The following is a 24,092-nucleotide window of genomic DNA, read 5'->3' as shown; positions in this document are numbered from 1 at the left end:
CAGGATCGCCCTGCGCACCCGGCCGCTGGACCGCTTCATGCTGGTCACCGACGCCATGCCCACCGTCGGCATGACCGACAAGCGCTTCACCCTGCAGGGCCAGGCCATCACCGTACAGGACGGCGTGTGCGTGGGCCCCGGCGGCACCCTGGCCGGCTCCGACCTCGACATGATCGGCGCCGTCCGCAACGCCGTCGACATGCTCGGCCTGTCGCTGGAAGAGGCCGTCATGACCGCCTCCAGCGCCCCCGCCGCCTTCCTGGGCCTTGCCGCCCGGCGCGGAACCATCGCCCCCGGCATGGCCGCCGACCTCGTCCTCCTCGACGACCACCGCAACGTCGTCCGCACCTGGATCGACGGGCGCGGCTAGGCTTGCGCGCGACGGCCGGAACAGGACCAGGCCGCCGCGCCGCGCGGCCTCAATAGCGCCAGGTCAGGGCCAGGCGCAGGGTGCGCCCCGGCGCTGGAACCACCGCCAGCGACAGCGGGTCGAGGTAGTATTCGTCCCCGACGTTGTCGAGATTGGCGTCCAGCGTCACCTGGTCGGTCACCTTGTAGGTGGCGAAGAGGTCGTAGACCGTGGCCTTGCGATAGAGCTGCTGGATCGCCGACAGGCCGACGTTCCACTCCTTGTCCAGCTTGCTGATCGGACCCGAGTTGGCGACCATCCGCCCGCCGACGATCAGCCGCTCCTGGAAGAGGCGCGTCCCGACCGTCAGGTTGACGTTGTACTTCGGCGGGTTCTGGGTGTTGGTGTAGGAGCCTTCGAAGCCGCCGGCCACGCAGTCGGGCGTGTTGATCAGCTCATCGATGCCGCGCTGCTGGCCATAGGCCCGGCGCTCGGCGGCGATGTCGGGCGCGCAGGTCTCGGCCTTGAAGTAGCGGTGAGCCGACAGGTCGGCGAACACCCGGCCCATGTCGTACGAGGTCTGCAGCTCCACGCCCTCGACGTTGAAGCTGTCGACATTGCGGATCAGGCCCGCCGACAGGGTGCGATAGTCACGGGTGATCAGGTCGCGGATGCGGGTGTCGAAATAGGCGACCTTCAGCGCGCCGCGGTCGCCCGTCTTCCAGAGATCGCGCTGCAGGATGCTGGCGCCGACTTCCCAGCTCTTGCTGCGCTCGGGCTTGAGGTCGTCGGTGGGCTTGGCGGCGGTGAACAGGCCCAGCGTCGACTCGAACAGGCTGGGAAGCTTCACGCCCTCGGCGTACTTCACGTAGATCAGGCTGTTCTGCGTGGGCTTATAGCCGGCGCTGACCGTCGGCATGAACGCATCGGCCTTGCGGCGGATCGGCTTGGACCACGTCCAGGAGGTCGGACCTTCCAGGTTCTCGGGCGCGTCGGCGCGATAGGTCGTCCAGCCCTTGATGTCGCCCACCGTGCCCTTCTCGTAGGGCGAGGCGAACAGAGAGGCCTCGGTGAAGGCGCCCTGCGCGTCCGGGAACCAGTAGACGCGCGCCACGCTGGTCAGCGCGCCCGGCCGGGTCGGGTTGGGCATGTAGAAGGTGGTGTCACGATAGCGGCCGATCACCTCGTAGGGCCCTTCGGTGGCCGTGCGGTTGCGGTCGCGGATGTCGATGCGGTTGAAGCGGCCGCCGGCCGTCAGCTCCCACTGGTCGTTCGGGGCCCAGGTCACCGAACCGACCACGCTGTACTCCTTGCGCTCGGCGTTGCGCAGGTAGCGGTTGTTGCGCAGGTCCTCTTCCAGGATCGGCGAGTTGGGGCCCGGCTTGATGTCCTCGCTGGTGAACGAGCCGCCGTAGGTGAAGTCCAGCCGGCCAAGGCCGGTGAACACCCGCGAGGTGTTGGTCACGTCGCCGCCGAACCGCTCGATGGAGAGCTCGTTCCAGTAGGCGTCGCGATAGCCGTCCTCGGTGTTGAAGGTCGGGCCGTCGTACCACTGGGTCGGCCGGTCGAGGAACCAGGGCGTCACGCCGGTCAGCCCGTTGTAGGCCAGGCTCTCGGCCTTGGTGAGCCAGAGGTTGGCCTTCAGGTCGATCAGGTCGTTGGCGGGGCGGTAGCGATAGCGCAGGTTATAGGCGTCCAGATCCATGTGGCCCAGCGCCCACTGCGGCACGCGCTCGCGGTTCACGCGGATGATCTGCGAGGCCATGATCTCGCCCTGGCGGCCGTCGAAGTGGCGATAGCCGGCTTCCAGGACCTGATCGTCGCTGATCTTCCAGGTTCCCTTCAGCAGGAAGGACTCGGAGCTGTTGGAGGTGTTGAACACCTCGGTCTTGGCCGGGTTCAGCGTCGCCAGCAGGCCGCGCCCCGTCGGGAAGTCCTCGTAGCCCTCCGAGCCGGAGAAGTAGTTGCCGTTCTCGCGCTTGGCATAGGCGGCCACCAGGTCGAAACGGTCCCAGCTCTTGGCGACGGCGAGGTTGTAGAAATGGCTGCCCGGGCGCGTGATGTCGTTGCGGCTGGGGTTCTGGAAGGCGCTCCAGGCGGGCAGGTCCTTGGTGCTGGCGTCGGAGATCCCGGCGCGGACACGGACGCCGAAGTCCTTGCCCGCGCGCAGGATGTCGGCCGCCTTCAGGGTGTCCATGACCACCACGCCGCCGATGCCGCCCGAGGCGTTGGCGTCCAGGCTCGGCCCCTTGGTGATGCTGACGCTGCTGATCAGGTCGGGATCCAGATAGTTGCGCTGCGATTGGCCCGCATAGCCGCGATAGGTGTCGATGGTCGACTGGCCGCCGTCGATGACGACCGGGATACGGCCCTGGCCCTGCACGCCGCGGATGTTGAGATCGAGCGCGTTGGCCGAGCGCGGGTCGCCCGCCGTCACCCCGGCCACGCCCTTGACCATGTCGGCCACCGACGTGCCGCGAAATCGCTCCAGCGTCTCGCGGGCGATGTAGGCCGAGGAGCGCGCCTTGGAATAGACCGCGTCGCCGCGCGCCTGATCGCTTTCCTCGTCGGCGAAGGGCGCGCCGGAGGGGCCGCCCTGCCCCGCACCCGCGACGTCGCCCTGGACGCGCAGCGCGCCCAGCTGGGTCGCGCCTTCGGCGGCGGGGGCCGGCGACAGGGTCAGGACGTCGCCCTGGATGCGGTAGGTCAGGCCCGTGCCGGCCAGAAGACGGCTGATCGCCTCGCCGGCCGACAGGCGACCCGCGACGGCGCCCGAGGTGCGCCCCTTGGCCAAGGCCGCCGGAACGCTGACCTGCAGGCCCGACTGGCGGCCGAAGGCGGTCAGGGCCGACGGCAGAGACTGGGCGGGGATGTCATAGGCGCGCTGGGCGCTTTCCTGGGCGAAAGCAGGGATGGCCGCGCCCGTCCCGGCCAGCGCCGTCGTCAGCATCAGCGCCGCGGCCAGCGCCGCCTGCCGGCCGCCCGTACGCACTCGATTGGAAAACCCCACGACCGTCTCCGAACTTGCGAAAAACTGCAGATTGCGACGCATGTGCAATCCGTTCTTCCCAATCGACGACGCAGGACCGGCTTTTTCCGAAAAAAGTTCGAGATTTTCGCGAGCGGCCGATTTCCCTTGCGAAACAGCCCCTTGGGGCCGTCAGCGTTCGGAGAGCACCAGGACCCAGGGCGTCACCTGGGTGACTTCCAGGTCGTAGGCCTGGGCCAGCGCGCGGATCACCGCATCCGGATCACGCAGGTTATAGACGCCCGTGACCCGGCGCTCGGACAGCCCCCTGCCCCGCACCAGCACAAGGTCGCGCGTCCATGGCCCGAGCGCCTGCACGACGTCGCCGATGGCGCCGTTCTCGACCAGCAACTGGCCGTCCCGCCACGCCGCCACGGCGTTGGGATCCACCGCCGCGCGCCGGAAGCGCCCATCATGGTCGAGGGCGACGCCGCGGCCAGCCGGAACGCGCTCCATGCTCGAGGCCCGAGAAGAGCTCACTCCGACCAGCCCGCGCTGCACCTGGACGCCCGGCGTATCGGCGTCGACCTCGAAGGCCGTGCCCAGCACCCGGGCGCTCACCTGCCGCGAGGCCACGCTGAAAGGCCGCGACGGATCATGGCGTACGTCGAACCACGCCCGTCCCTTGACCAGCCGCAGATCCCGCCGGCCGGCCGAATAGTCCACCGCCAGCGCCGACTCCGGCGCCAGGCTGACCAGGCTGCCGTCCTCCAGGCGCACCTCCCGCACCTCGCCGACGCCGGTGACATAGTCCGACTGCAACCGAACCAGCGCGCCCGGCGTCAGTACGGCGAGGGCCAGCGCCGCGGCGGAGGCCGCCAAGGTCGCGACCAGTCGCCGCCGGCCAACCCCCAAGGGCGTGGCGCGGCGCTCGCGACGCCGGCCGGCGACAACGCGCTCCACGCTGCCCGGCAGGCCCGCCCAGCGCTCGGCATGGACCGGCGCAACGTCACCGATCGCGCCATAGACGCCGACGATCTCGTCCCAGGCCTGGGCCCGCTCGGGATGGTCCGCGCGCCAGGCCTCGAAGCGCGCGACGACGTCGGCGCCCTGCGGTTCCTCCTGCAGGGCCAGCAACCACTCCAGGGCTTCGGCGTCCGCGCGCGTGACGTCTTGCTCGGCCATTCGGTCAGGTTCCTCCGGCCCGCGCGGCCGTTCGTTGCAATCGACGTTCGAGCATCAGGTTTTTCCAGAAATCCGGTTCAGCGGCGCAACCGGTCGCGGCAGTGGGCCACGCCGTCGACCACCAGCTGATGCGCCGCCGAGGTCGATATCCCCAGTTCGGCGGCGATCTCGCGCAGCTTGGCCCCGCCCAGGCGGTGCATCTCGACGGCGATCCGTGTCCGCTCGGGCAGTTCGGCCATCGCCGCCAGCAGGCGCTCATAGTCGTCGCGCGCCAGGGCGCTGGCTTCGGGAGAAGGCTGCTCGTCGCGCGCGCCCTCGATCAGCGGGTCGGGATCATCGGCATAAAGCCGGCCGTCTCGCCGCCCCCGCCGGCGCCCATCCAGCGCCAGGTTGCGCACGATGCGGAAGAGATAGCGCCCCGGGTCGTCGAGCAACCGCCCGGTCAGGGCCTGGCCCAGACGCAGATAGGCCTCCTGCACCACGTCCTCGGCCTGGTCGCGGTCGCCGGTGATCGCCTGGACATAGCGGACCAGCCCGTCGCGGTGGGCCTGGTAGTGCGAGCGGATCATCTTCTTCTGCGTCACGCGCCCGCCAGACGAAAACGCCCGGACCGCGGGCGCGCCACCGGCGGTCGACGCCGGAACGCGCCCTTAACACTTGAGAATAAGTCGCAACAAGGCTTGTTTTGCGTCACGATCCCTGGCACGCAGGCCCGCGAAGCCGACGGAAGCGAAAAGATCGGAGCGCTCGTGCGATTTTCTTTCGGAAAGCGGCGGGCCTGAACCGTCATTCCCGCGTGAGGCGCGAATGCGATGCGATCGCCGGCGCGCCCCGAAGCTCCGGAAGGCCCCATGAACGCACACGTCTCGATCAACGATCCGTCCCGCGCCAAGCGGCTGAAGGCTCGCACCAGCACCACCCATGACCAGCTCGACAGCCGGATCATGTCGTTGGAGCCGTTCCGCGATCGCGACCGCTACGGCCGGTTCCTGAAGGCCCAGTGGGGCTTCCACCGCGAGATCGACGCGCTCTACACCCACCCCGCCCTGACGGCCCTGGTTCCAGACCTGTCTGAGCGCCGGCGGCTGGACCTGATCGCCCAGGACATCCAGGACCTGGGCCAGCCCGCACCGAGCGCCTCGACGCCGCCGGTCTTCGGCCAGGGCCCTGTCGACGCGGCCGAGGCCTTCGGCTGGCTGTACGTGGCCGAAGGCTCAAATCTCGGCGCGGCGTTCCTGCTGAAAGCGGCGGCCGCCCTGGGCCTCGACGAGACCTTCGGGGCCCGTCACCTGGCGCCCCATCCCGAAGGCCGGGGCCGCCATTGGCGCGGTTTCGTCGCCGCCCTTGACGGCCTGCCCTTCGGCGATATCGAGGAGACCCGCGCCGTCGACGGCGCCGCCGCCGCGTTCCGTCGGGTGCGGGGACTGGTCGATGACGCCTTCGCCTGAGGACGCCCACCAGCGACCGCGCCTGATCCGCTGGGTCTGGCTGGTCCTTGGCCTGGTCTGCGTGGCGCTGGGCTTCATCGGCGCCTTCGTGCCGCTGATGCCGACGACGGTGTTCCTGATCATGGCCGCGGCCTGTTTCGCCAAGTCCTCGCCCAGGCTGGAGGCCTGGCTGCTGGACCACCCGCGCTTTGGCCCCACCTTGCGCGCCTGGCGACGCGATCGGGCCATCCCGCCGGCCGCCAAGCTGATGGCCTGCGGCGGCATGGCCGCGGGCCTGGCGATCTTCTGGTGGGGCGCCCATCCCAGGTGGCCGCTGCTGCTGCTCGTGGCCGCCATCATCGGCCTGTGCGCGGCCTATGTGGTCTCGCGCCCGTCGCGGGGCGCGCAGGGGTGAAGCCCATAGCCCTGGCCAGACAGGAAGCCGGCCCGTTCGAGCATCTTCCCATCGCAGCGCCCCTCGCGGCGGTCCGCGCACCTCGCCGAGGCGGCTCGCGGACGGCCGCTGGCATGGCGCTGTCGGTAGGGCTGCACGCGGCCCTGGCCGGCGCGATCCTGTTCGGCGGGTTCGCTCCAGCCTTCGTGGCGCCGCCCCCCGCCGCGCCGATGATCGTGGAACTTGAGACCACCTCGCCGCCGGTTCCCCAGCTGGAGGTTCCGCCCGGCCCGCAGCAGCAGGAGCGCCAGGCCGCGCGGCCGACACCGCCAAAGCCGCCGCCCGTCAAGACAGCCCCGGCAGCGCCGGAGCCGGTGTTCTTCACGCCGCCGCGCCCCGCCTCGCCCGTCGATCCAGGACCGGCCGCGCCCCAGACGACGGCTCCGCCGACCCAGCCCGCGCCCGTCGCCCAACGCGCCGCCAGCAACGCCGTCGCCACCTGGGAGGGCCAGGTCCTGGCTGCTCTCGAAAAGAAGCGCCGCTACCCTCCGGCGGCCCAGGCCCGCCGACAGCAGGGCGTGGCCCACGTGCGCTTTCGGATGAGCCGGGACGGCAAGGTGCTGTGGTCGCGCCTGGAGCGCTCGTCGGGCTTCGGCGAACTGGATCGCGCCGCCGTGAACACCCCCAAGCGCGCCCAGCCCCTGCCCCCGGTTCCCGCCGACCGCCCTGACGAGGTGGAGTTGGTCGTCCCGGTCGAGTTCTTCATCGCGCGGCCCTGAAACCCCTACGGACGGCCTGGATCGCGGGCGTCGGCGCTCCCGCCACGATGCCTTAAGATTGCGAAGCGGTGTTACAACGCACGTTTTTCTACCATAGTGACGCCTAGCTTGAGGGCGATGTCGAGCGATAGGGCGGAGGTGGGGCTTGAAAGTCTTGTTGGATGTGCGTCGCGCCGTCCTGGGCGCGAGCATCGTGACCTGCCTGGCCACGGCCCTGCTGACCGCCACGTCGGCTGACGCCCAGATCGCCCTGCCCTCCCGCCGGGAACTGGATCCGGCCAACGCCGCCCCGATCGCCGCTGCGCCGCGCGGCGACCTGTTCAAGGGCGTCGAGGCCGGTCCCTGCGCCTTCCGTGACAGCCCCATCAGGGTGACGCTCAAGGCGGTCGACTTCCAGGGCGGCGCCTCCGGCGGCCTGGCCGTCTCCGAACAGGCCCTGGCCTCGACCTATGCCGAGTACATCGGTCGCGAAGCTCCGCTCAGCGTCGTCTGCGAGATCCGCGACCGGGTGGCGTCGCTGTATCTGCGGCGCGGCGTGCTGGCCAACGTGGTCATTCCCGAGCAGCGGATCGCCGATGGGCGCCTGACTTTGACGGTGGTCGAGGCGCGGATCGGATCGGTCAACTACAGCGGCGACGCGGGTCCGGCCCAGAAGCAGGTCGTGCGGTTCCTCAACCAGCTGCGCGGCATGGCGCCGTTCGACCTCGACATCGCCCAGCGCTACCTGCTGCTGGCTTCGGACGTGCCGGGCGTGCGCATCCAGTCGGCGCTGAAGCCGTCACCGCAAGGCGACGGCGCGCTGGACCTGGAAGTCGCCATCTCCCGCGACGCCGTCGACGGTTCGGTGGTCGCCCAGAACTACGGCTCCAAGACAGTCGGCCGCGACCTGACCCTGGCGCGCCTCGATCTCAATGGCTTCACGCCGCTGGGCGAGCGCACCTCGATCCTGGGCTACGGCACGTTGTCCAGCGACGAGCAGCGGGTCATCCAGGTGGCCGAACGCCTCTATATCGGGGCCGACGGCCTCACCGCCGACATGTCGGGCGCCTGGGGCTGGACCAAGCCAGGCGATGTTCTCAAGCCGCTGGACCTGGAAGGCGACTCCTTCGCCGGCAGCATCCGCCTGACCTATCCGCTGACGCGTCACCGCAACCGCAACCTCAACATCGGCGTCGGCCTCGACTGGATCGACCAGAAGGTCGAGTTCGGCGGCGGCATGGCCACCCTGACCGAGGATCACCTGCGGGTGTTCTTCCTGCGCCTGGACGGCCATTACGCCCCGGCCAGTCTGGCCTCGCATTCGGTGGCCATGACCGGCGTGTTCGAGGTGCGCCAGGGCAGCAATGGCCTGGGGGCCAGCCGCTATGGCGACCTTTCGGCGTCGCGCCTGCTGGGCAAGCCCAAGGCCACGGTGGTGCGCACCGAGGGCGAGATCGGCGGCCGCCTGGCCGGGCCGGTGATCGGCAAGCTCAACGTCGTCTGGCAGCACACCGACGATCCGCTGCTGTCCTACGAGGAGTATGGCGTCGGCAACCTGACGATCGGGCGCGGCTACGACCCGTCGTCGGCGTCGGGCGACCGCGCTCTGGCGGCCTCGCTGGAGTTCAGCACCGTCCCCCTGCCCTTCAACGGCGGGCGCGCCGCCTGGCGTCCCTACGCCTTCTACGACCTGGCCGAACTGACGAACCTGGGCGTCGGCGCCGGCAAGCTGGACCTTACCTCGGCCGGGGTCGGGGTGCGGGCGCAGCTGACCTCGCGGGTGGCGCTCGACCTGACCTGGGCCAAGCCCTTCGACAGCCCGTTCGGCACGGGCGACGCGCCTTCGTCGCGCGTGCTCGTCTCGCTGTCCGCCGCCCTGTTCTAACCGCTGACGTCTCCGGAGCGCTCTCCATGACCCAGTCCCCGCCCCGCTTCCCCGCCCCCCGTTCGCCGCGCCGGACGAAACTGCTGGCCGCCTCGGCCCTGTGCGGCGTCGCCGCCATGCTGGCCGAGCCCGCTTCGGCCGGGACCCTCCCGACCATCCCGGGGGCCGGCGACATCACGGTCTCCTCGGGCGGCTCGCAGCCGCTGATCACCTATGCCGACCCCATCACCCTGCAGGTCCAGCTGAACGCCTCACGGACGGTGATCAACTGGTCCAGCCTGCACGTCAGCAACGGCGACACGCTGGAGTTCCAGTTCAACGCCTCCAGCGACATCGTGCTGAACAAGACGACCAGCCAGATCGCCATCGACAACGGCGGCACGGTCACCGGCAGGGTCGGGGCGGCGACCGGCGGCAACATCTGGTTCTATTCGCCGCAAGGCGTGATCGTCTCGCCCGGCGCGACCATGAGCGCAGGCGGCTTCGTCTTCGCCGGCGGCACGGGGCTGATCGACGCCAACTTCGTCAACGCCGCCGATCCGACGGCCGTGCTTCGCGCGGCGTCCAACGGATTGATCCGCCTGTCCACGGTCAGTTCGGCGACCAGCGCCTCCATCGATGCGTCCGGCAACGTCGTGCTCAGCGCAACCAGCGGCGCTCTCAGCGCCCAGACGGTCTATGGCGCGACGGCTCAGGTCAGCACGACATCCGGCTCGATCACCGCCTCGGAAGTCACGGCCACCAGCGGCGCGGCCACGGTCACCGCGGGCGGCGCCGGCGCGACCGTGACCCAGATCACCGGCGCCACCGGCGTCACCGTCTCATCGAACAACAACAGCTCGGTCGGGGCGGCCACCACCACGACCTCCGGCGATATCCTGATCACCAGCAACGGATCAGCCTCGCTGACCCTCGGCAACTCGGCGCGCGACCTGACCCTGAGCGCGCCCCAGGTCTTCGCGAGCACCATCGACGCCGGGCGCAGCGTCTATCTGACCGCCACGACCTCGGCGCTGCTGACCAACCGGATCTACGCCGGCGACGACATCGAGATCACCGCCGACGGCAACGTGACGGTCGGCTCGTCGGCCAGCTCTCGCCTGAGGACCCTGGGAACCGGAAGCGACGATTCCCACATTCTGCTTCGCTCGACAGCAGGCTCGGTATCCGCCCAGTCGCTGGAGACCACGGGAAGCGGCTCAAGGGCCGGCGACATCACCGTCAGCGCCGCCACATCGACGAGCCTGGCCTCGGCTTCGTCGAGCAGGAACCTGACCTGGACCGGCGGCGGCAACTTGGCGCTGACGGGCGCCTACAGCGCCGCAGGCACGGCCTCGCTGACCTCGGCCACCGGCGCCCTGAACCAGACGTCGGGCGTGGTCACGGCCAACGCCTTGGCCGCAGAGGCCGCCATGGGCGTCAGCCTGACCGGCGCGAACATGATCAATCAGGTCGGCGACGTTCAGACACTGACCGGCGACGTGGTGCTGAACAACGCCAAAGCCCTGACCGTCGCCGGCGATGTCGGCGGGCGCGACATCACCATAACCACCACGGCAGGCGACCTGACCGTGAATTCGGACGTCCAGATCGTCGCTGCACGCGACCTCGACCTCACGGGTGCGACCGGCCTGACCGTCAACACCGGCTTGAGCGGCCTGCTCTCCGCCGGCGGCGACGCCACCTTGACGGCGACCACGGGCGACGTGTCGGCCATTTCCCTGTCGTCCGGCGGATCGGCCCTCGTCCAGGCGCTGTCCGGCAGAGCGACCCTGCGCAGGGCCTTGCTGACAGGCGGCGGCGATCTCACGATCTCCGCCACGGGAACGGCGACCCTGGGCGCCGACACCCCGTTGAGCATCGGCGCTGCTGATTACGTCAGCCGCACGGGCGGCGCCGGAACAATCAACGTCACCTCGTCGGGCGGCGACGCCATGGTGTTCCTGGACAGCCTGACCGGCGGCGGCCTGACCTCGGTGACCGCCAGCAACACGGTCGGCACGGCCTGGATCGGCATAGACGGCGGCTTCGACGTCGACGTCATCGAGGGTTTCAGCGCCTACCTCGACGCGACGAACGGCACGATCAACGCCACCAGCGTCACATTGGGCGGCGGCGACTACACCGCCAAGGCGCGCGACTGGACGGGCGCGGCGCTGACCCCCGGCGGAACGATCCGCAACCTGACGATCATCGACACCGACGGCGGCCTGGTGCTGGCCGGCGCCCTGACCGCCACCGGCAATCTGCGGCTGGAGTCCTATGACATCCTGACCAGCGCCTACGACCTGGCGGCCGGCGGCGACGTCACGGTGATGGCGGCGGGCGACATCGACCTGGCCTCGGCGACGGCCGGCGACGACATCACCGTCCAGTCCTTCGGCGGCCAGGCCATCCTGCGCAAGGCCGACCTGACCGGCGCGGGCGCGGCCCGTGATCTCCGCATCACCGCATCCGGCAACGCCGTCCTGGGCGATCCCGACTATACGGCGATCACCTCCGACAACGTCTTCACCCGCTCGGGCGGCGGCACGGGAACGGCCGAGGTGAAGTCGACCAGCGGCTCGGCCATGGTCCATCTCGACACCAGCGCGGCGATCGACACGGTCGAGGGCGCGGACGTCGACATCACGATCGCCAGCGGCCCCGGCGCCTTCGGCGCGCTCACGGCCACGACCGGCGACGTCTATGCGGAAGTGCTGGACGGCGCGATGACCGTCGGAACGGCCACGGCCGCCAACGGCGACGTCAGCCTTTACGACGCCGGCGGCGACCTGACGATCACGGGGTCGGTTCACGGCGCGGGCCTGGTGCACGTCGAGACCGACGGCCTGCTGGACGGCCGCTTGGCCAGCCTGATCTCCAGCGACGGCGACCTGGAGCTCATCGGCGGCGCCGTCGAGCTTGGCCATGTCACGGCCGGCGGCATGCTCGAGGCTTCGGCCATGGACACCGACCTCACGGTGCAACTGGCCGAGGCCGGGCAGACGGTCGTGGTCGCCTCGCTCTACGGCGACGCGACGCTGCGCGGCGCCAAGGCGCCGGACGGCGTGGTCGTGCTGGCGGCCAACACCGCCACCTTCGGCGCCGACGACAAGGTCTCGATCACCGCCGCAAACTATGTCGACACCAACGCCGCCAGCGGCGGCCTGGGCGGGTTGCAGGTGTTGTCCTTCGACGGCGACGCCGTGGTCAACATCGACTCGGCCACCAACGGCGTGGCCCTGGTCGGCGCGTCGATCGGCGGCAGCGCCACCGTCGTCCAGAAGACCGGCGACCTGAAGATCGACGAGATCGCCGCCTACAACATCACGATCGAAGCCATGGGCGGCTCGCTGGAGACCGGCTCCACGATCACCAGCGGCGGCGACTACGCCATCACCGCCCAGGCCTTCCTCGGCGACGCCCTGACCCCCACCCTGTTCAACGGCGTCATCCGCGACGTCGCCATCACCGACACCCTCGGCGACCTCGACCTGGGAACCGCGGCGATCCACGCCGACCGCAAGCTGACCATCGTCGCCCAGGACGGCGCGATCCTGGGCCTGGCGCAACTGAGCGCCGGCTCGGGGCTGGGCGACGGCGACATCGACGTGAGCGGCCAAGGCGTCGCGCTCGACACGGTCGCCGGCGACGGATCGGTGACCCTGGACGGCGGAACCGGCCAGGTGAACGTGGCCGGCGACGTCACGGTCGGCGGCGACTATGTCCTGGCCGGCGGCGGGTTCTCGATCGCGGCCCTCAGCCCGCTGGGCGCCAAGGCCGGCGACTGGACGATCGACGACACGGTCGGCGACCTCGACTTCACAGGCGCCTCCATGCGCTATGGCGGCGACATCACCCTCACCACGGTGGGCGGCGTCACCGGCGGCGACATCACCAGCGACAACGGCGACATCCGCGTAACCGCCGCCAGCGGCCAGTTGGGCGCGCTGAACGCCGCGACCGGGCAAGTCCGGGCCACCGCCAGCGTCGGCGGCATGACCCTCGTCTCGGCCAAGGCCGCGGACCTGATCGAGGTCTCCGCCGCAACCGGCGCGGCCGGATTGGGAGCGGCGGTTCTGACCGGAACCGGCAGCAACAGCCTGCTCGTGCAATCTGCTAACGGCGACGTGACCCTCGGCGCGGCGACGCCCGGCGCCGTCACCACGGCCAATCTGGTCACCTCGGCAGGGGCCAGCACGGTGGTGGAGGCCTCGAGCGCCAACGGCAAGGTCGGGGTCCACCTGGATCGCACCGACACGACCCTCACGACCCTCGCCGCCCGGGACGCGGTCACGGTCGTCGTCTCCAGCGGCCCGCTGACGATCGGCCAGCTGACGGCGGGCGGCGCCTCCGAGGTCAGGGGCGGCGGCGACACGCGGCTTGTCTCCGCCGATGTCGACGGCGACCTCCTGGTCAGTTCGGCGTCCGGGGCCTTGCGCCTTGGCGACGCTGCGCCCGGCCGAGTGATCGAGGCCAGCGGCGCGCTGTCGCTGGAGGCGGCCGCCGACATCGCCCAGCAGGGCGTGCTGAAGGCCGCGTCCTTGGGCGTCGTTTCGGGAACGGGCGTCACGCTGCTGGACGCCAATGAGGTGGCCCGGCTGGACGCCGTCAGCGTCGCCGCCGGCGGCTTTGCGTTCAACAGCACGACGGCCTTGGACATCGACGGCCCGATCACCGCGGTGGGCCAGACGGTGGACCTGCGCTCGAGCGGAAGCATCAGCCAGGCCGCGACCGGGATCATCACGGCCCAGAGATTGACGGGCTCGTCGATCGGCGGCGCCGATTTCGGCGCGGCCAACCAGGTGGTCCAGCTAGGCGATTTCAGCAACGTCGGCGGCCGGTTCCGGCTGATCGACGATCGCGCCCTGACCATCGACGGAACCGTGCACAGCACCGGAACCATCTCCCTGGCCTCGCATGGCGGCATGGCCTTCTCCGCCAACGGCAAGGTGGTGGCGGACGGCGCGGGCGACGCGGTGATCCTGGCCTCCGACGGGGTGTTCACCAACGGACGCGGCGCCGACGCCGTCAGCGCGACCAACGCCGGCGGGCGCTGGCTGATCTACACCCAGGCCTTCGGCGATCCGGCCGGCTCCACGGCCGGCAACAGCCTGGGCGGCCTGGCGGGAAAGTCCTTCTACGGCTCGGCCTACGACTTCTCGGCCGAAACCTTCGCGCTGACGCCCAACGCCGGCAACCGCTTCGTCTACGCCTACCAGCCGATCCTGAACGTGACGCCGGTCAGCCAGGTCGTGACCTACAACGGCGCCATCCCGTCGGTCTCGGCGACGGTGACCGGCCTGCAGAACGGCGACACCGCGGCCGACGCCTGGTCGGGAACGCCCGTGATCTTCGGCGCGACCAGCAAGAACGCCGGGACCTATGTCCTGACCGCCAGCGGCAGCCTGACCTCGGACCTCAACTACGGCTTCGCCTACGGCGTGGGCTCGCTGCGGATCGACCCGAAGACCCTGGGCGGCCTGCTGACCGCCGACGACAAGACCTATGATCGCACCACGAACGCCACCGGCGCCATCACCCTGAGCGGCGTGGTGACCGGCGACGACGTCTCGGCCGCCGGCTCTTACGCCTTCGATGACCACAACGCCGGCGCGGGCAAGACGGTCACGGCATCGTCCGTCGCCCTCTCGGGCGCAGACGCCGGCAACTACGTGCTCGCGCCGCTGGCTGCGGCCCAGGCCGAGATCTTCAGGAAGACCATCACCGGCGCGCTGAGCGCCGACAACAAGACCTATGACGGCACGACCACCGCCACAGGGTCCGTGGCCCTGACCGGCGTCGTCGCTGGCGACACGGTTTCGGCCGGCGGAACCTACGCCTTCGCCGACAAAACCGCCGCCAGCGGCAAGACCGTCACCGCCTCGGGCACGACGCTGTCCGGCGCGGATGCGGCCAACTACACCTTGTCGGGCGTATCCACGGCCCAGGCCGACATCCTCAGGAAGTCCATCACCGGCGCGCTGACCGCCGACAACAAGACCTATGACGGCGCGACCACCGCAACCGGGTCCGTCGCCCTGACCGGCGTCGTCGCCGGCGACACGGTGTCGGCCGGCGGAACCTACGCCTTCGCCGACAAGACCGCCGCCAGCGGCAAGATTGTCACCGCCTCCGGGGTGGCGCTGTCCGGCGCCGACGCCGCCAACTACACCTTGTCGGGCGTGTCCACGGCCCAGGCCGATATCCTCAAGAAGTCCATCACCGGCGCGCTGAGCGCCGACAACAAGACCTATGACGGCGCGACCACCGCCACAGGGTCCGTGGCCCTGACCGGCGTCGTCGCCGGCGACACGGTTTCGGCCGGCGGAACCTACGCCTTCGCCGACAAGACCGCCGCCAGCGGCAAGACCGTCACCGCCTCGGGCACGACGCTGTCCGGCGCGGATGCGGCCAACTACACCTTGTCGGGCGTATCCACGGCCCAGGCCGACATCCTCAGGAAGTCCATCACCGGCGCGCTGAACGCCGACAACAAGACCTATGACGGCGCAACCACCGCCACAGGGTCGATCGGGCTGACCGGCGTCGTCGCTGGCGACACGGTTTCGGCCGGCGGAACCTACGCCTTCGCCGACAAGACCGCCGCCAGCGGCAAGATTGTCACCGCCTCCGGGGTGGCGCTGTCCGGCGCCGACGCCGCCAACTACACCTTGACGGGCGTGTCCACGGGGCAGGCCGACATCCTCAGGAAGACCATCACCGGCGCGCTGACCGCCAACGACAAGACCTATGACGGCGCGACCACCGCCACGGGATCGATCGCCCTGACCGGCCTGGTCGCCGGCGACACCGTTTCGGCAGCGGGGACCTACAATTTCGCCGACAGGAACGCCGGTTCGGGCAAGGCGGTGACGGCCTCGGGCGTCACGCTGGCCGGCGCCGACGCCGCCAACTACGATCTGAGCGCGGTCAGCGGTGATCTGGCCGACATCCTGCGCCGCCAGGTGACGGTGTCCGCCGACGGCCAGTTCAAGCCGTTCGGCCAGGTCGACCCGACCCTGACCTATCGGATCATCGTAGGGTCGCTGGCCACGGGCGACTCGTTCAGCGGCCTGCTCGCGCGGGCGGCCGGAGAGGCGCCGGGAGACTACGCGATCTCACGGGGGACCCTGGGCCTGTCGGCCAACTACGACCTGACCTTCACCGGCGCGGTCTTCACGATCGAGCGGCTGCCCGCCATCGAGCAGGAAGGCTCGATCATGCTCAAGCACGTGACCCAGTCGCCCGACTTCACGCTCGATTGGGATCCGGAACCCAATCTTCAGACCACGGGGCCGGCCTGCGAAGGCGAAGGCTGCCCACGACAGGCCGCCGGCGCCGCCGACGGCAGGGTCGTTGCGGCCCTGCCCTAGCCGCGGCGCATCGGCCGGACGGGCGAAACCGTTCGGCCGACTGTGAAGTATTCATAAAATTCCGGCGCGCCTCGCGCCGCGCCGCGTCCCTTGAGCTTGGGAGCATCTCTGCTCCGGTTCAGGGCCTGCGGTCGATGAAAACGCTATCGTTCAAAACCAAGCTTCTCGCCTCGTTGAGCGAGGCGCTCGCCTGCACAACGTGTCGGCCAAGGCCGACGGACGCGGCTGGACGCTGTCCTAGTTGACCGCGTCCGGCTTCCAGCCCCAGGCGTCCATCATGATCTGGAACAGGTGGGTGTTGGGGAAGTAGCCACGCACGCGCTCGGCGCCCGCACCGGTGGCGAGCGCCACGACCTCCTCGCCGGTATGGCTGCGGTTGACCATCACGTTCTTGAGGCGGACGACGTCCTCGTCCTTACCCGCGGCCTTCCAGGCGTCGTAGCCTTCCAGCACGGGCTCGCCACGGCGGCCGCCGTCGACCTGCAGGCCGAACGAGTGGTCGGCGGTGAACAGCAGCAGGGTGTCCTTCAGGTCGACCCGGCCTTCGATCTCGGCGATCAGCTTGTCCAGGTCCACGATGTTCTGCAGGCCCTTGCGGGGGTCGTCGGTGTGGGCGTCCCACTCGATCACCAGCAGATAGCCCTTGGGCGAGGACTGCAGCAGGTCGAGCGCCCGAAGCGCGGCCGCGCGGACGTCGATCTGGTCGGCCACCACCACCGGCCGGGCGTTGGTCGGGGAAGCCTCTTCGAGCCGCGCGTAGATCGGCCGGTCATGGGCCTTGGCCAGCTGGTCGAAACCGCTTCCGCGCGCGGTCAGCTGCTCGCCGATCTTGCGGCGGCCCGCGCCGAACATCACATCGACGCCGTCGCCGAAGCGCGGAGCGAAGGCCTGCGGGAAGATCTCGCCCCACTTCTCGCGATCGTTCGAGTGCGCGTAGGTCGCGCCCGGCGTGGCGTCGGTGATCGGCTCGGAGGTCACGACGCCGGTGCGCAGGCCGCGCTGCTCGGCGTACTCCAGCAGGGTCTTGGTCGGCGCGCCGTCGACCTTGCCGCGCACCGCGGCGGGCGACTGGCTGATCACGCCGTTGCGGGTCTTCACGCCGGTCATGATCGAGGACATGCCGTTGGCCGAGTCCGACACGAACAGGTCGACCGGCGAGGTCTCGCTGAGGCCCAGGTTCGGCCACGTCTGGATATGCAGCTTGAGGGGCTCGCCGTAGCCCAGCAGGCTGGCGGCGTTCACCGACGGCACGCCGCCCGCGTCGGCGAGGAAGAGGATGACGTTCTTGGCCTTCGGCGAGGCCTGCGGGCTCTTGGCCGCGGGCGCCGGCGACACGCCTTGGGCCAGGGCGGGAGAGCACACCGCCAGCGACAGCGAAGCCGCGACCAGAAGGTGTTTAAGCATGGGCATCCTCAAGCGAACATCGCGTCAACCGATGCGCCTTCTAGCCGCTGCCCCGCGGGATTCGTGTGAAATGACTGTTACAGTCGGGCGTCGCCCTCGCCACGCCGGCGGCGGGCGAGGGAGAGACCCGCTGCGGGCGGTCGCGCCTCTAGAGCGCGGTCAAGCCGACGATCATCTGTCCGTCCAGCTTGAAACGGACCTTGGTCCCCACCGCGAGATCCTTGAGCAGGGCCGGGTCGGCGACCTTGAAGGCCATGGTCATCGGCGGCCACTTGCGGGCGGGGATGGCGTCGTGCGCCAGGGTGACCTTGCCGGCCTTGGCGTCGATCGCACGCACCACGCCGACAGCCTCGATCGCCGAGGCGGCGGCGGGGGCGGCATGGCCCGCATGACCGGCGTGGTCGTCCTGAGCCGCGGCCGGCTGGGCGAGAAGAGCCAGGGCGACAAAGCCACCCGCGATGGCGAGAACTTTCATGAGCTTACTCCGTGAACCAATGACTGTGGGGCGCTAGAACCAGGCCCGGAGACCGAACACCACGCTGGTGTCGGAGGCCCCTTCCCCGTCGGCCCGGGCGTAGTCGGCGGTGCGGCCGAACCGCCGCCCCCAGGTGACGCCGACATAGGGAGCGAACTCGCGCCGCACCTCGTAGCGAAGCCGAAGGCCGAACTCGGCGTCGGACAGGCCAGACCCTGTTCCGGTTTCGCGCACGTCCTGGGCGGCGAAGTTGAGTTCGGCGCGCGGCTGCAGGATCAGGCGCTGGGTCAGCCGCCAGTCGATCGCGCCCTCGGCCCGGGCCAGCACGTCGCCCTTGTTGGACACGAACACCACGCCCTCGGCCTCGATCCAGTAAGGCAGCAGGGTCTCGAACCCGACGGTGGCGTAGGTGCGCGACTTGGGCTCCAGGTCCTGGCGGACGCCGACCTGCAGGTCGGTGTAGAGGCCCATGGCCCGCGAATAGAGCGCCTGCACCTCGCCGCTCTCGACGCCGTGACGGTCGCCCTCGCCTTCCGACTTGATGACCAGCCGGTCGATGTCGCCGCCGAACCAGGCCTCGCCGGCCCAGTGATAGCCGTCGGCGCCCGAGCGGGCCTGATATTCGAAGAGGTTGAGCATCACCTGCGAGGCCTGGGCCCCGCCGTGCTCCTGGCGCAGCAACGCGCGCGCCTGCTCCATCGCGGCGGGATCGAAGATCCGGTCGGCCAGGTGATCGGTCGGGGCCGGCGGGGCGGCGGTCTCGCGATCGGGAAGCGACGGCGGCTCCATCGACGGTTCGGCCGTCATCGCCCCCATGTCGTGGCCGGCATGGGGATCGGGCGCGGCCTGGACGGCCGCCGGCGCTTGGGCCGGCGCGCCCATGTCATGACCGGCGTGCGGATCGGCCGACGTTGCCGCCGGCGCGTGATGGTCGTGCTGGGCCAGGGCGGGGCCGGCCCACAACACGGGCAGCAGGGCGATCAGGGAGGCCTTCATCGCGCGCCCTCCCCTTGGCCGTCCCGCACGCTGAAGACCTGAAACATCCCCGCGTGCATGTGGTAGAGCATGTGGCAGTGGAAGGCCCAGTCGCCGGCCTCGGCCGTGAAGTCGAAGGCGACCCGGCCGCCCGGCAGCACGATCACCGTGTGCTTGCGGGGCATGTGCCCAGCGGGACCGAAGGCCAGTTCGAAGAAGTGGCCGTGCAGGTGGATCGGGTGGGCCATCATGGTGTCGTTGACCAGCACGACCCGCACGCGCTCGCCGTGCCGGAACGCATAGGGCGGCGGCCTGTCGCTGAACTTGCGTCCGTCGAAGCCCCACATGAAGCGTTCCATGTTGCCGGTCAGGTGGATCTCCATCGACCGTTCCGGCGCGCGCTGGTCGGGATTGGCCTCCAGCGCCACGAGGTCGCGATAGACCAGCACCCGGTGGCCCACGCTCTCCAGCCCCTGACCGGGCTCGGCGGTGCGGTCCACCGCCATGGGCGAGAGCATCTGCACGCCCGGACCAAGCGGGACCTGCGGGGCGTTGTCGGGATTGCGCATGGACATGTCCATGCCGCCCATGTCGCCCTTGGCCATCACGTCGCCGCCCCGGGCGCGCGGCGGGGCCATGCCGGGAGCAGGCTTGGCGGCGGGCATGGCATGGCCCATGGCTGCGTGATCCATGCCCGACATGTCCATGCCGCCGTGATCCATGCCGCTCATGTCCATGCCCATGTCGCGCATGTTGGCCAGGGGCCGCTTGCGCACCGGCGGGACCTCGGCGCTCATTCCCAGCCGCGGAGCCAGCGTGGCGCGGCCCAGGCCCGAGCGGTCGACCGACTCCGAAACGATGGTGAAGGCCTTGTCCTCGACTGGCTGGACTATGACGTCATAGGTCTCGGCGTTGCCGATCTGGAACTCGTCGACCTCGACGGGCCGCACATGCTGGCCGTCGGCGGCCACCACGGTCAGCTTCAGCCCGGGAATGCGGACGTTGAACACCGACTGGGCGCCGGCGTTGATGAACCGCAACCGCACCCGCTCGCCGGGCGTGAACAGGCCCGTCCAGTTGTCCTGGGGACCCCGGCCGTTGATCAGGAAGGTGTAGGCCGCTCCGGTGACATCGGAAATGTCGGTCGGATCCATCAGCATCCGGCCCCATTCCAGGCGCTCGGCCAGGGTCTGGTCCTCGCCCTTCAGCAGGCCGGCGATGGTCTGGCGCTGGAAGTTGAAGGCGCCGCTCTGCTGTTTGAGGCGGCGGAAGATCTGGTGTGGGTGGATGCGGCTGTGGTCGGACAGCACGACGACGTGTTCGCGATCGAACGCGACGGGATCCTCGCCGGCCGGGTCGATGATCATCGGGCCATAGTGCCCGATCTGCTCCTGCAGCCCCGAGTGGCTGTGATACCAGTAGGTGCCCGACTGCCGGACCTTGAACTCGTAGACGAAGGTCTCGCCCGGCTTGATGCCCGGAAAGCTGACCCCCGGCACCCCGTCCATCTCGAACGGCACCAGCAGTCCGTGCCAGTGGATCGAGGTCTCCTCGTCCAGGCCGTTGCTGACGTGCAGGCGGACGGTCTGGCCTTCCTTGAGCCGGATCAGGGGCCCCGGGACGGTTCCGTTGATAGTCACCGCATGGCTGGTGCGGCCATCCACCGAAACGGGCGTGTGGCCGATCGTCAGCCGGATGTCCTCGCCCGTCAGGGCCGCGGGCGAGCGTTCGGCCGCCGCGGCGGGACGCGCCCAGGCGGGCAGCAGTTCGGCCAGCGCCGCGCCGCCGCCGAGTATCGCCAGGGATTGCAGAAAGCGGCGGCGGTCCAGGGCTCCGCGGGTGATACGCATGTCAGTCCTTCGTAGGGCGCGCCGGGCCAGCCCCTCGGGGCTGCGACGCGGTCTCGCCCCATGCTACGCGCCTGATCCGCCCTTCCCTCAATCTCCCGACAAATTGTTTCAGGCCTCGGCGAGCCACTCCGTGAGCCGCCGGCGCGCCCGGTAGACACGCGTCTCCACAGCCTTGACGCTGATCTTGAGCAGATCGGCCGCCTCCTGTTGCGACAGCCCCTCAAGGCCGGTCAGGATCAGCGGCTCCTTGAGCTGGTCGGGAAGCCGCGCGATCGCGCGCTCCAGACGCGCCAGCTGTTCCGAGCGCAGGGTCTGGGTTTCGGGACCTTCGGCCGGATCGGCGTAGTCCGGCGTTCCCGGCGCGTCGATCGAGCGCTCGCCCAGGATCAGCCGCCGCACCTTCAGGCGACGTCCACGATCACGGCACTTGTTCAGGGCGATGGCGGAAAGCCAGGTCGAGAAAGGACGCGAGGGATCGTATCGATCCAGCGCCTTCCAGGCGGCGACGAAGCTTTCCTGAACGACGTCGAGGGCGGCGTCGGCGTCGCCCAGGTGCCGACGGGCGAAGGCGTGGAGGCGGCCCTTGTGGCGGCGCATGAGCAGGCTGAAGGCGAGATCATCGCCTTGCGCCGCCCTGCGGGCCAGCGCGCCGTCCTCGTCGTCACCGGATGACCGGGTCACGGGGTCTCGGGCGTGAGCGCTTCGCTGACGCGACGATCGAACTTGGCCGCCTGCGCCGGGGTCAGTTCCTTGCGCATGGCCAGCACGTGCTCGACGGTCTCCTTCTGCAGGGTTCCCATCGCGACGTGGAAGCGCTCGACCGCCGCGGCGACCTCGGGCGTGTACTCGTGGCGCGCCTGGATGGCCGCGGCCAGTTGCGCGTTGGCGGCCCGGAGCTCGGCTTCCCGCGCGCGACGGCGCACGGCGAAGTCCTGCTCCAGCGCCTCGATGCGGCGGTCCTGCTCGCTGGTCAGCTTCAGTTCCTTGTGGACGACATCGTGGAGCGACGGCGCCTCGCGCTTCGGGAGCAGATGTCCCGAGCCGAGCCACCCGCCGCCGATACCGGCCGCCAAGGCCAGCACCACGGTCAATACGGCGCCGCGCGAAATCGCCATCTAGCGGCCGTCCAGCAGGGTCGACGGCGCCAGGTGGGCGTCGACCGAGAAGGCCGCGATCTCCACCGGCTTGCTCGTGGTCGAGGTCGTGGCGAGGCTGCCGCCGATCATGCCGATCCCGAGGGCGGCCACCACCGATGCGGCGCGCAGCGGCGTCAGCAGCATCCCCGACGGCTGACGCAGGGCGTCGATCCGCGCCCAGACGCGCCCTTCCAGGCCGTCCAGCCGCGCCGACGGCCGGCGCCGCATCGCTTCCATCAGATGGTCGAGCTCTTCGCTCATGTTCGTTTCCCAAGCCCTCGACATCACCCTATACGCTTCAATCGTCCCGCCCCCTCATGTCGAGCGATAATCGCGTGGGTTCAGGCGTCGGCGCTGTTGATCAGGAAGATCGCCAGCACCGTCGCGGCCTGCGCCAGGTCGGCGGGCGACAGCCGCTCCAGGGTGTCGAGGCCCGTGTGGTGCGCCCGGCTGTCGTAGTCGAGCGGATCCTGCAGGAACGAGATCCCCCGAAGGCCGATCTCGGTGAAGGTCGACTGGTCGGCCGGCCAGTGCGGACCGTCATAGACCGCCAGCACGCCCAGGTCCTTCAAGGGCGCGATCCAGGCGCGATAGAGCTCGGCCAGCGCCGGGTCGCCGCCGGTGAAGACGCCCCGGATCCGGCCCGAGCCGCCGTCCAGGTTGAAGGCGACGGCGAAGTCCTCGTACTCCGGCCCCTTGCGCAACGGACCGACCTTGGCCCGTCGCCCCTCGACCGGCAGGGCCGCCTGCTCGGGCGCGGTCGAGCGCGGGATCCAGCCCAGGCGCTGCTTCGCATAGGCTTCGGAGCCATAGAGCCCCTGCTCCTCGCCGCCGTAGAGCACGACGCGGATGGTGCGGCGGGGCCTGGCCCCGACAGCGCGCAGGATGCGAACCGCCTCCAGGGTCGCGGCCACGCCCGCGCCGTTGTCGGCCGCGCCCACGCCCGCCGCCCAGCTGTCGAGGTGCGCGCCGGCCAGGACCACCTGCGTCTTCAGGGCCGGATCCCGCCCCGGCAACTCGGCCACGGCGTTGTAGCCCGGCTCGTCGGGAGCGCCCTCCTCGGTGGCGATCTCCAGTTCCAGCCGCGGCGGCACCCCGACCTGGGCCAGGCGCCAGCAGCGGGCATAGGCCGCGCCATCGACATAGATCGCCGGAAAGGCGGGCCGCTCGGCCGACAGCCAGGGACGACCGCCGAGCTCCGAACCGTCGACGACCATGGCGCCCGGCTCGGCGCCGCCGCCGTCGATCACAACGGCCAGCACGCCCTCGGCCGCCAGGAAGGCGTTGCGGCGGGCCTTGAACAGCTCTTCGCGTCCCTGGCGCTCCCGTCTTTCGGCGACGGTGCGGTAGTAGGCGCGGACGGCCTCGGCGGCGTCGCCCTTCAGCACGGCCTCGTCGCTGTAGCGGGCGACCGCCGGACCTTCGCCAGCGGTGGACTTGGGCGACCCTAGCAGCACGACCCGGCCGGACAGCGTTCCCTTGGCGCGCCGGAGATCCTCGTCGCTGTCCAGGCGCACGGCGACCGCCTGGCCGGCGATCGCGCCACGCGTCGCCACCGACCAGGGGCTGGCCGCCGCGACGAACTGGGCCTTGTCGGGGGCGGTCATCCGGATCCAGGCCAGGGTCTGCCGCCAGGAAAGGCCGAACGGACCGATCGGCTCGAGCCGCGGATCGCTGAGGCCCAGCGCCCGCATCCGCGCCAGCGCCCAATCATGAGCGCGGCGCATGTTGGGCGATCCCATCAGCCGTGCGCCGACCTCGTCGACCAGGCTGGCGGCGTAGGTCATGGCCTGGCCGCGGTTGAGACCTTCGTCGCGGATCGCCTGGTACAGGGCCAGATCGGGGACCGACGCCTCGCGCGCCAGGGCCTTCGGGGCCAGGGCCAGCGCGCCCAGCCCGGCAAGGGCCTCCCGCCGCGCCAGCCTCAC

The 24,092-nt window shown here is 70.3% G+C and carries 17 protein-coding genes; 6 read left to right on the top strand and 11 right to left on the bottom strand.

The annotated features are described in order from the left end of the window. The coding region (locus G5B46_RS15015) for an amidohydrolase family protein (protein WP_165259862.1) at positions 1–370 on the top strand (370 nt) is incomplete at its 5' end. A 49-nt stretch (positions 371–419) separates the two neighbouring features. On the opposite strand, the gene G5B46_RS15010 is transcribed toward G5B46_RS15015, so the two are convergent. The 3 genes from G5B46_RS15010 to G5B46_RS15000 all read right to left on the bottom strand — a co-directional run bounded on the left by G5B46_RS15010 (position 420) and on the right by G5B46_RS15000 (position 5,086). After that, positions 420–3,359: a TonB-dependent receptor gene (locus G5B46_RS15010; protein ID WP_346764935.1), complete on the bottom strand. Its 2,940-nt coding sequence runs from the start codon at positions 3,357–3,359 to the stop codon at positions 420–422. A gap of 150 nt (positions 3,360–3,509) precedes the next feature. Further along, positions 3,510–4,502 carry a FecR domain-containing protein gene (locus G5B46_RS15005; protein ID WP_165259860.1) on the bottom strand — a complete coding sequence of 331 codons (993 nt, stop codon included), beginning with the start codon at positions 4,500–4,502 and terminating at the stop codon, positions 3,510–3,512. A 77-nt stretch (positions 4,503–4,579) separates the two neighbouring features. Next, the gene (locus G5B46_RS15000) at positions 4,580–5,086 is read right to left on the bottom strand and encodes a sigma-70 family RNA polymerase sigma factor (RefSeq protein ID WP_205691685.1); all 507 of its coding nucleotides are present in this window, start codon (positions 5,084–5,086) and stop codon (positions 4,580–4,582) included. A gap of 267 nt (positions 5,087–5,353) precedes the next feature. Between G5B46_RS15000 and G5B46_RS14995 the strand changes: the two genes are divergently transcribed. The 5 genes from G5B46_RS14995 to G5B46_RS14975 all read left to right on the top strand — a co-directional run bounded on the left by G5B46_RS14995 (position 5,354) and on the right by G5B46_RS14975 (position 16,324). Next, positions 5,354–5,950, top strand: a complete 597-nt coding sequence (locus G5B46_RS14995; protein WP_165259858.1) for a biliverdin-producing heme oxygenase — start codon at positions 5,354–5,356, stop codon at positions 5,948–5,950. Beyond that, positions 5,934–6,344 carry a YbaN family protein gene (locus G5B46_RS14990; RefSeq protein WP_165259856.1) on the top strand — a complete coding sequence of 137 codons (411 nt, stop codon included), beginning with the start codon at positions 5,934–5,936 and terminating at the stop codon, positions 6,342–6,344. Before G5B46_RS14995 ends, G5B46_RS14990 begins: the two co-directional genes overlap by 17 nt. A gap of 113 nt (positions 6,345–6,457) precedes the next feature. After that, positions 6,458–7,102 (top strand): energy transducer TonB, encoded by a 645-nt coding sequence (locus G5B46_RS14985; protein WP_165259854.1) that lies wholly within the window; start codon positions 6,458–6,460, stop codon positions 7,100–7,102. A 145-nt stretch (positions 7,103–7,247) separates the two neighbouring features. Further along, entirely contained in the window at positions 7,248–8,966 is a 1,719-nt protein-coding gene (locus tag G5B46_RS14980; protein ID WP_165259852.1) for a ShlB/FhaC/HecB family hemolysin secretion/activation protein, read from the top strand. 26 nt (positions 8,967–8,992) lie between these two features. Further along, positions 8,993–16,324, top strand: a complete 7,332-nt coding sequence (locus tag G5B46_RS14975; RefSeq protein WP_165259850.1) for a YDG domain-containing protein — start codon at positions 8,993–8,995, stop codon at positions 16,322–16,324. Positions 16,325–16,561: 237 nt separating this feature from the next. On the opposite strand, the gene G5B46_RS14970 is transcribed toward G5B46_RS14975, so the two are convergent. The 8 genes from G5B46_RS14970 to G5B46_RS14935 all read right to left on the bottom strand — a co-directional run bounded on the left by G5B46_RS14970 (position 16,562) and on the right by G5B46_RS14935 (position 24,092). After that, complete coding sequence (locus tag G5B46_RS14970; RefSeq protein ID WP_240903499.1) at positions 16,562–17,728, bottom strand: alkaline phosphatase; 1,167 nt, start codon at positions 17,726–17,728, stop codon at positions 16,562–16,564. 148 nt (positions 17,729–17,876) lie between these two features. Next, positions 17,877–18,203: a copper-binding protein gene (locus tag G5B46_RS14965; RefSeq protein ID WP_165259846.1), complete on the bottom strand. Its 327-nt coding sequence runs from the start codon at positions 18,201–18,203 to the stop codon at positions 17,877–17,879. A gap of 33 nt (positions 18,204–18,236) precedes the next feature. Further along, the gene (locus G5B46_RS14960; protein ID WP_165259844.1) at positions 18,237–19,199 is read right to left on the bottom strand and encodes a copper resistance protein B; all 963 of its coding nucleotides are present in this window, start codon (positions 19,197–19,199) and stop codon (positions 18,237–18,239) included. Next, complete coding sequence (locus G5B46_RS14955) at positions 19,196–21,028, bottom strand: copper resistance system multicopper oxidase (protein ID WP_165259842.1); 1,833 nt, start codon at positions 21,026–21,028, stop codon at positions 19,196–19,198. Before G5B46_RS14955 ends, G5B46_RS14960 begins: the two co-directional genes overlap by 4 nt. Before the next feature lie 108 nt (positions 21,029–21,136). After that, a complete protein-coding gene (locus tag G5B46_RS14950) occupies positions 21,137–21,709 on the bottom strand; it encodes an RNA polymerase sigma factor (RefSeq protein WP_346764934.1) in 573 nt (190 codons plus the stop codon). Next, positions 21,706–22,143, bottom strand: a complete 438-nt coding sequence (locus G5B46_RS14945; RefSeq protein ID WP_165259840.1) for a periplasmic heavy metal sensor — start codon at positions 22,141–22,143, stop codon at positions 21,706–21,708. The genes G5B46_RS14950 and G5B46_RS14945 overlap by 4 nt, the downstream gene beginning before the upstream one ends. Next, positions 22,144–22,425 carry a hypothetical protein gene (locus G5B46_RS14940; protein WP_165259838.1) on the bottom strand — a complete coding sequence of 94 codons (282 nt, stop codon included), beginning with the start codon at positions 22,423–22,425 and terminating at the stop codon, positions 22,144–22,146. A gap of 80 nt (positions 22,426–22,505) precedes the next feature. Beyond that, positions 22,506–24,092 (bottom strand): M20/M25/M40 family metallo-hydrolase, encoded by a 1,587-nt coding sequence (locus G5B46_RS14935; protein WP_165259836.1) that lies wholly within the window; start codon positions 24,090–24,092, stop codon positions 22,506–22,508.

The organism is Caulobacter sp. 602-2 (assembly GCF_011043625.1).
In the GTDB taxonomy this organism is placed as follows: Bacteria; Pseudomonadota; Alphaproteobacteria; order Caulobacterales; family Caulobacteraceae; genus Caulobacter.
Note: the sequence above shows the minus strand (reverse complement) of the source record. Positions and strands in the feature narration are given on the sequence as shown.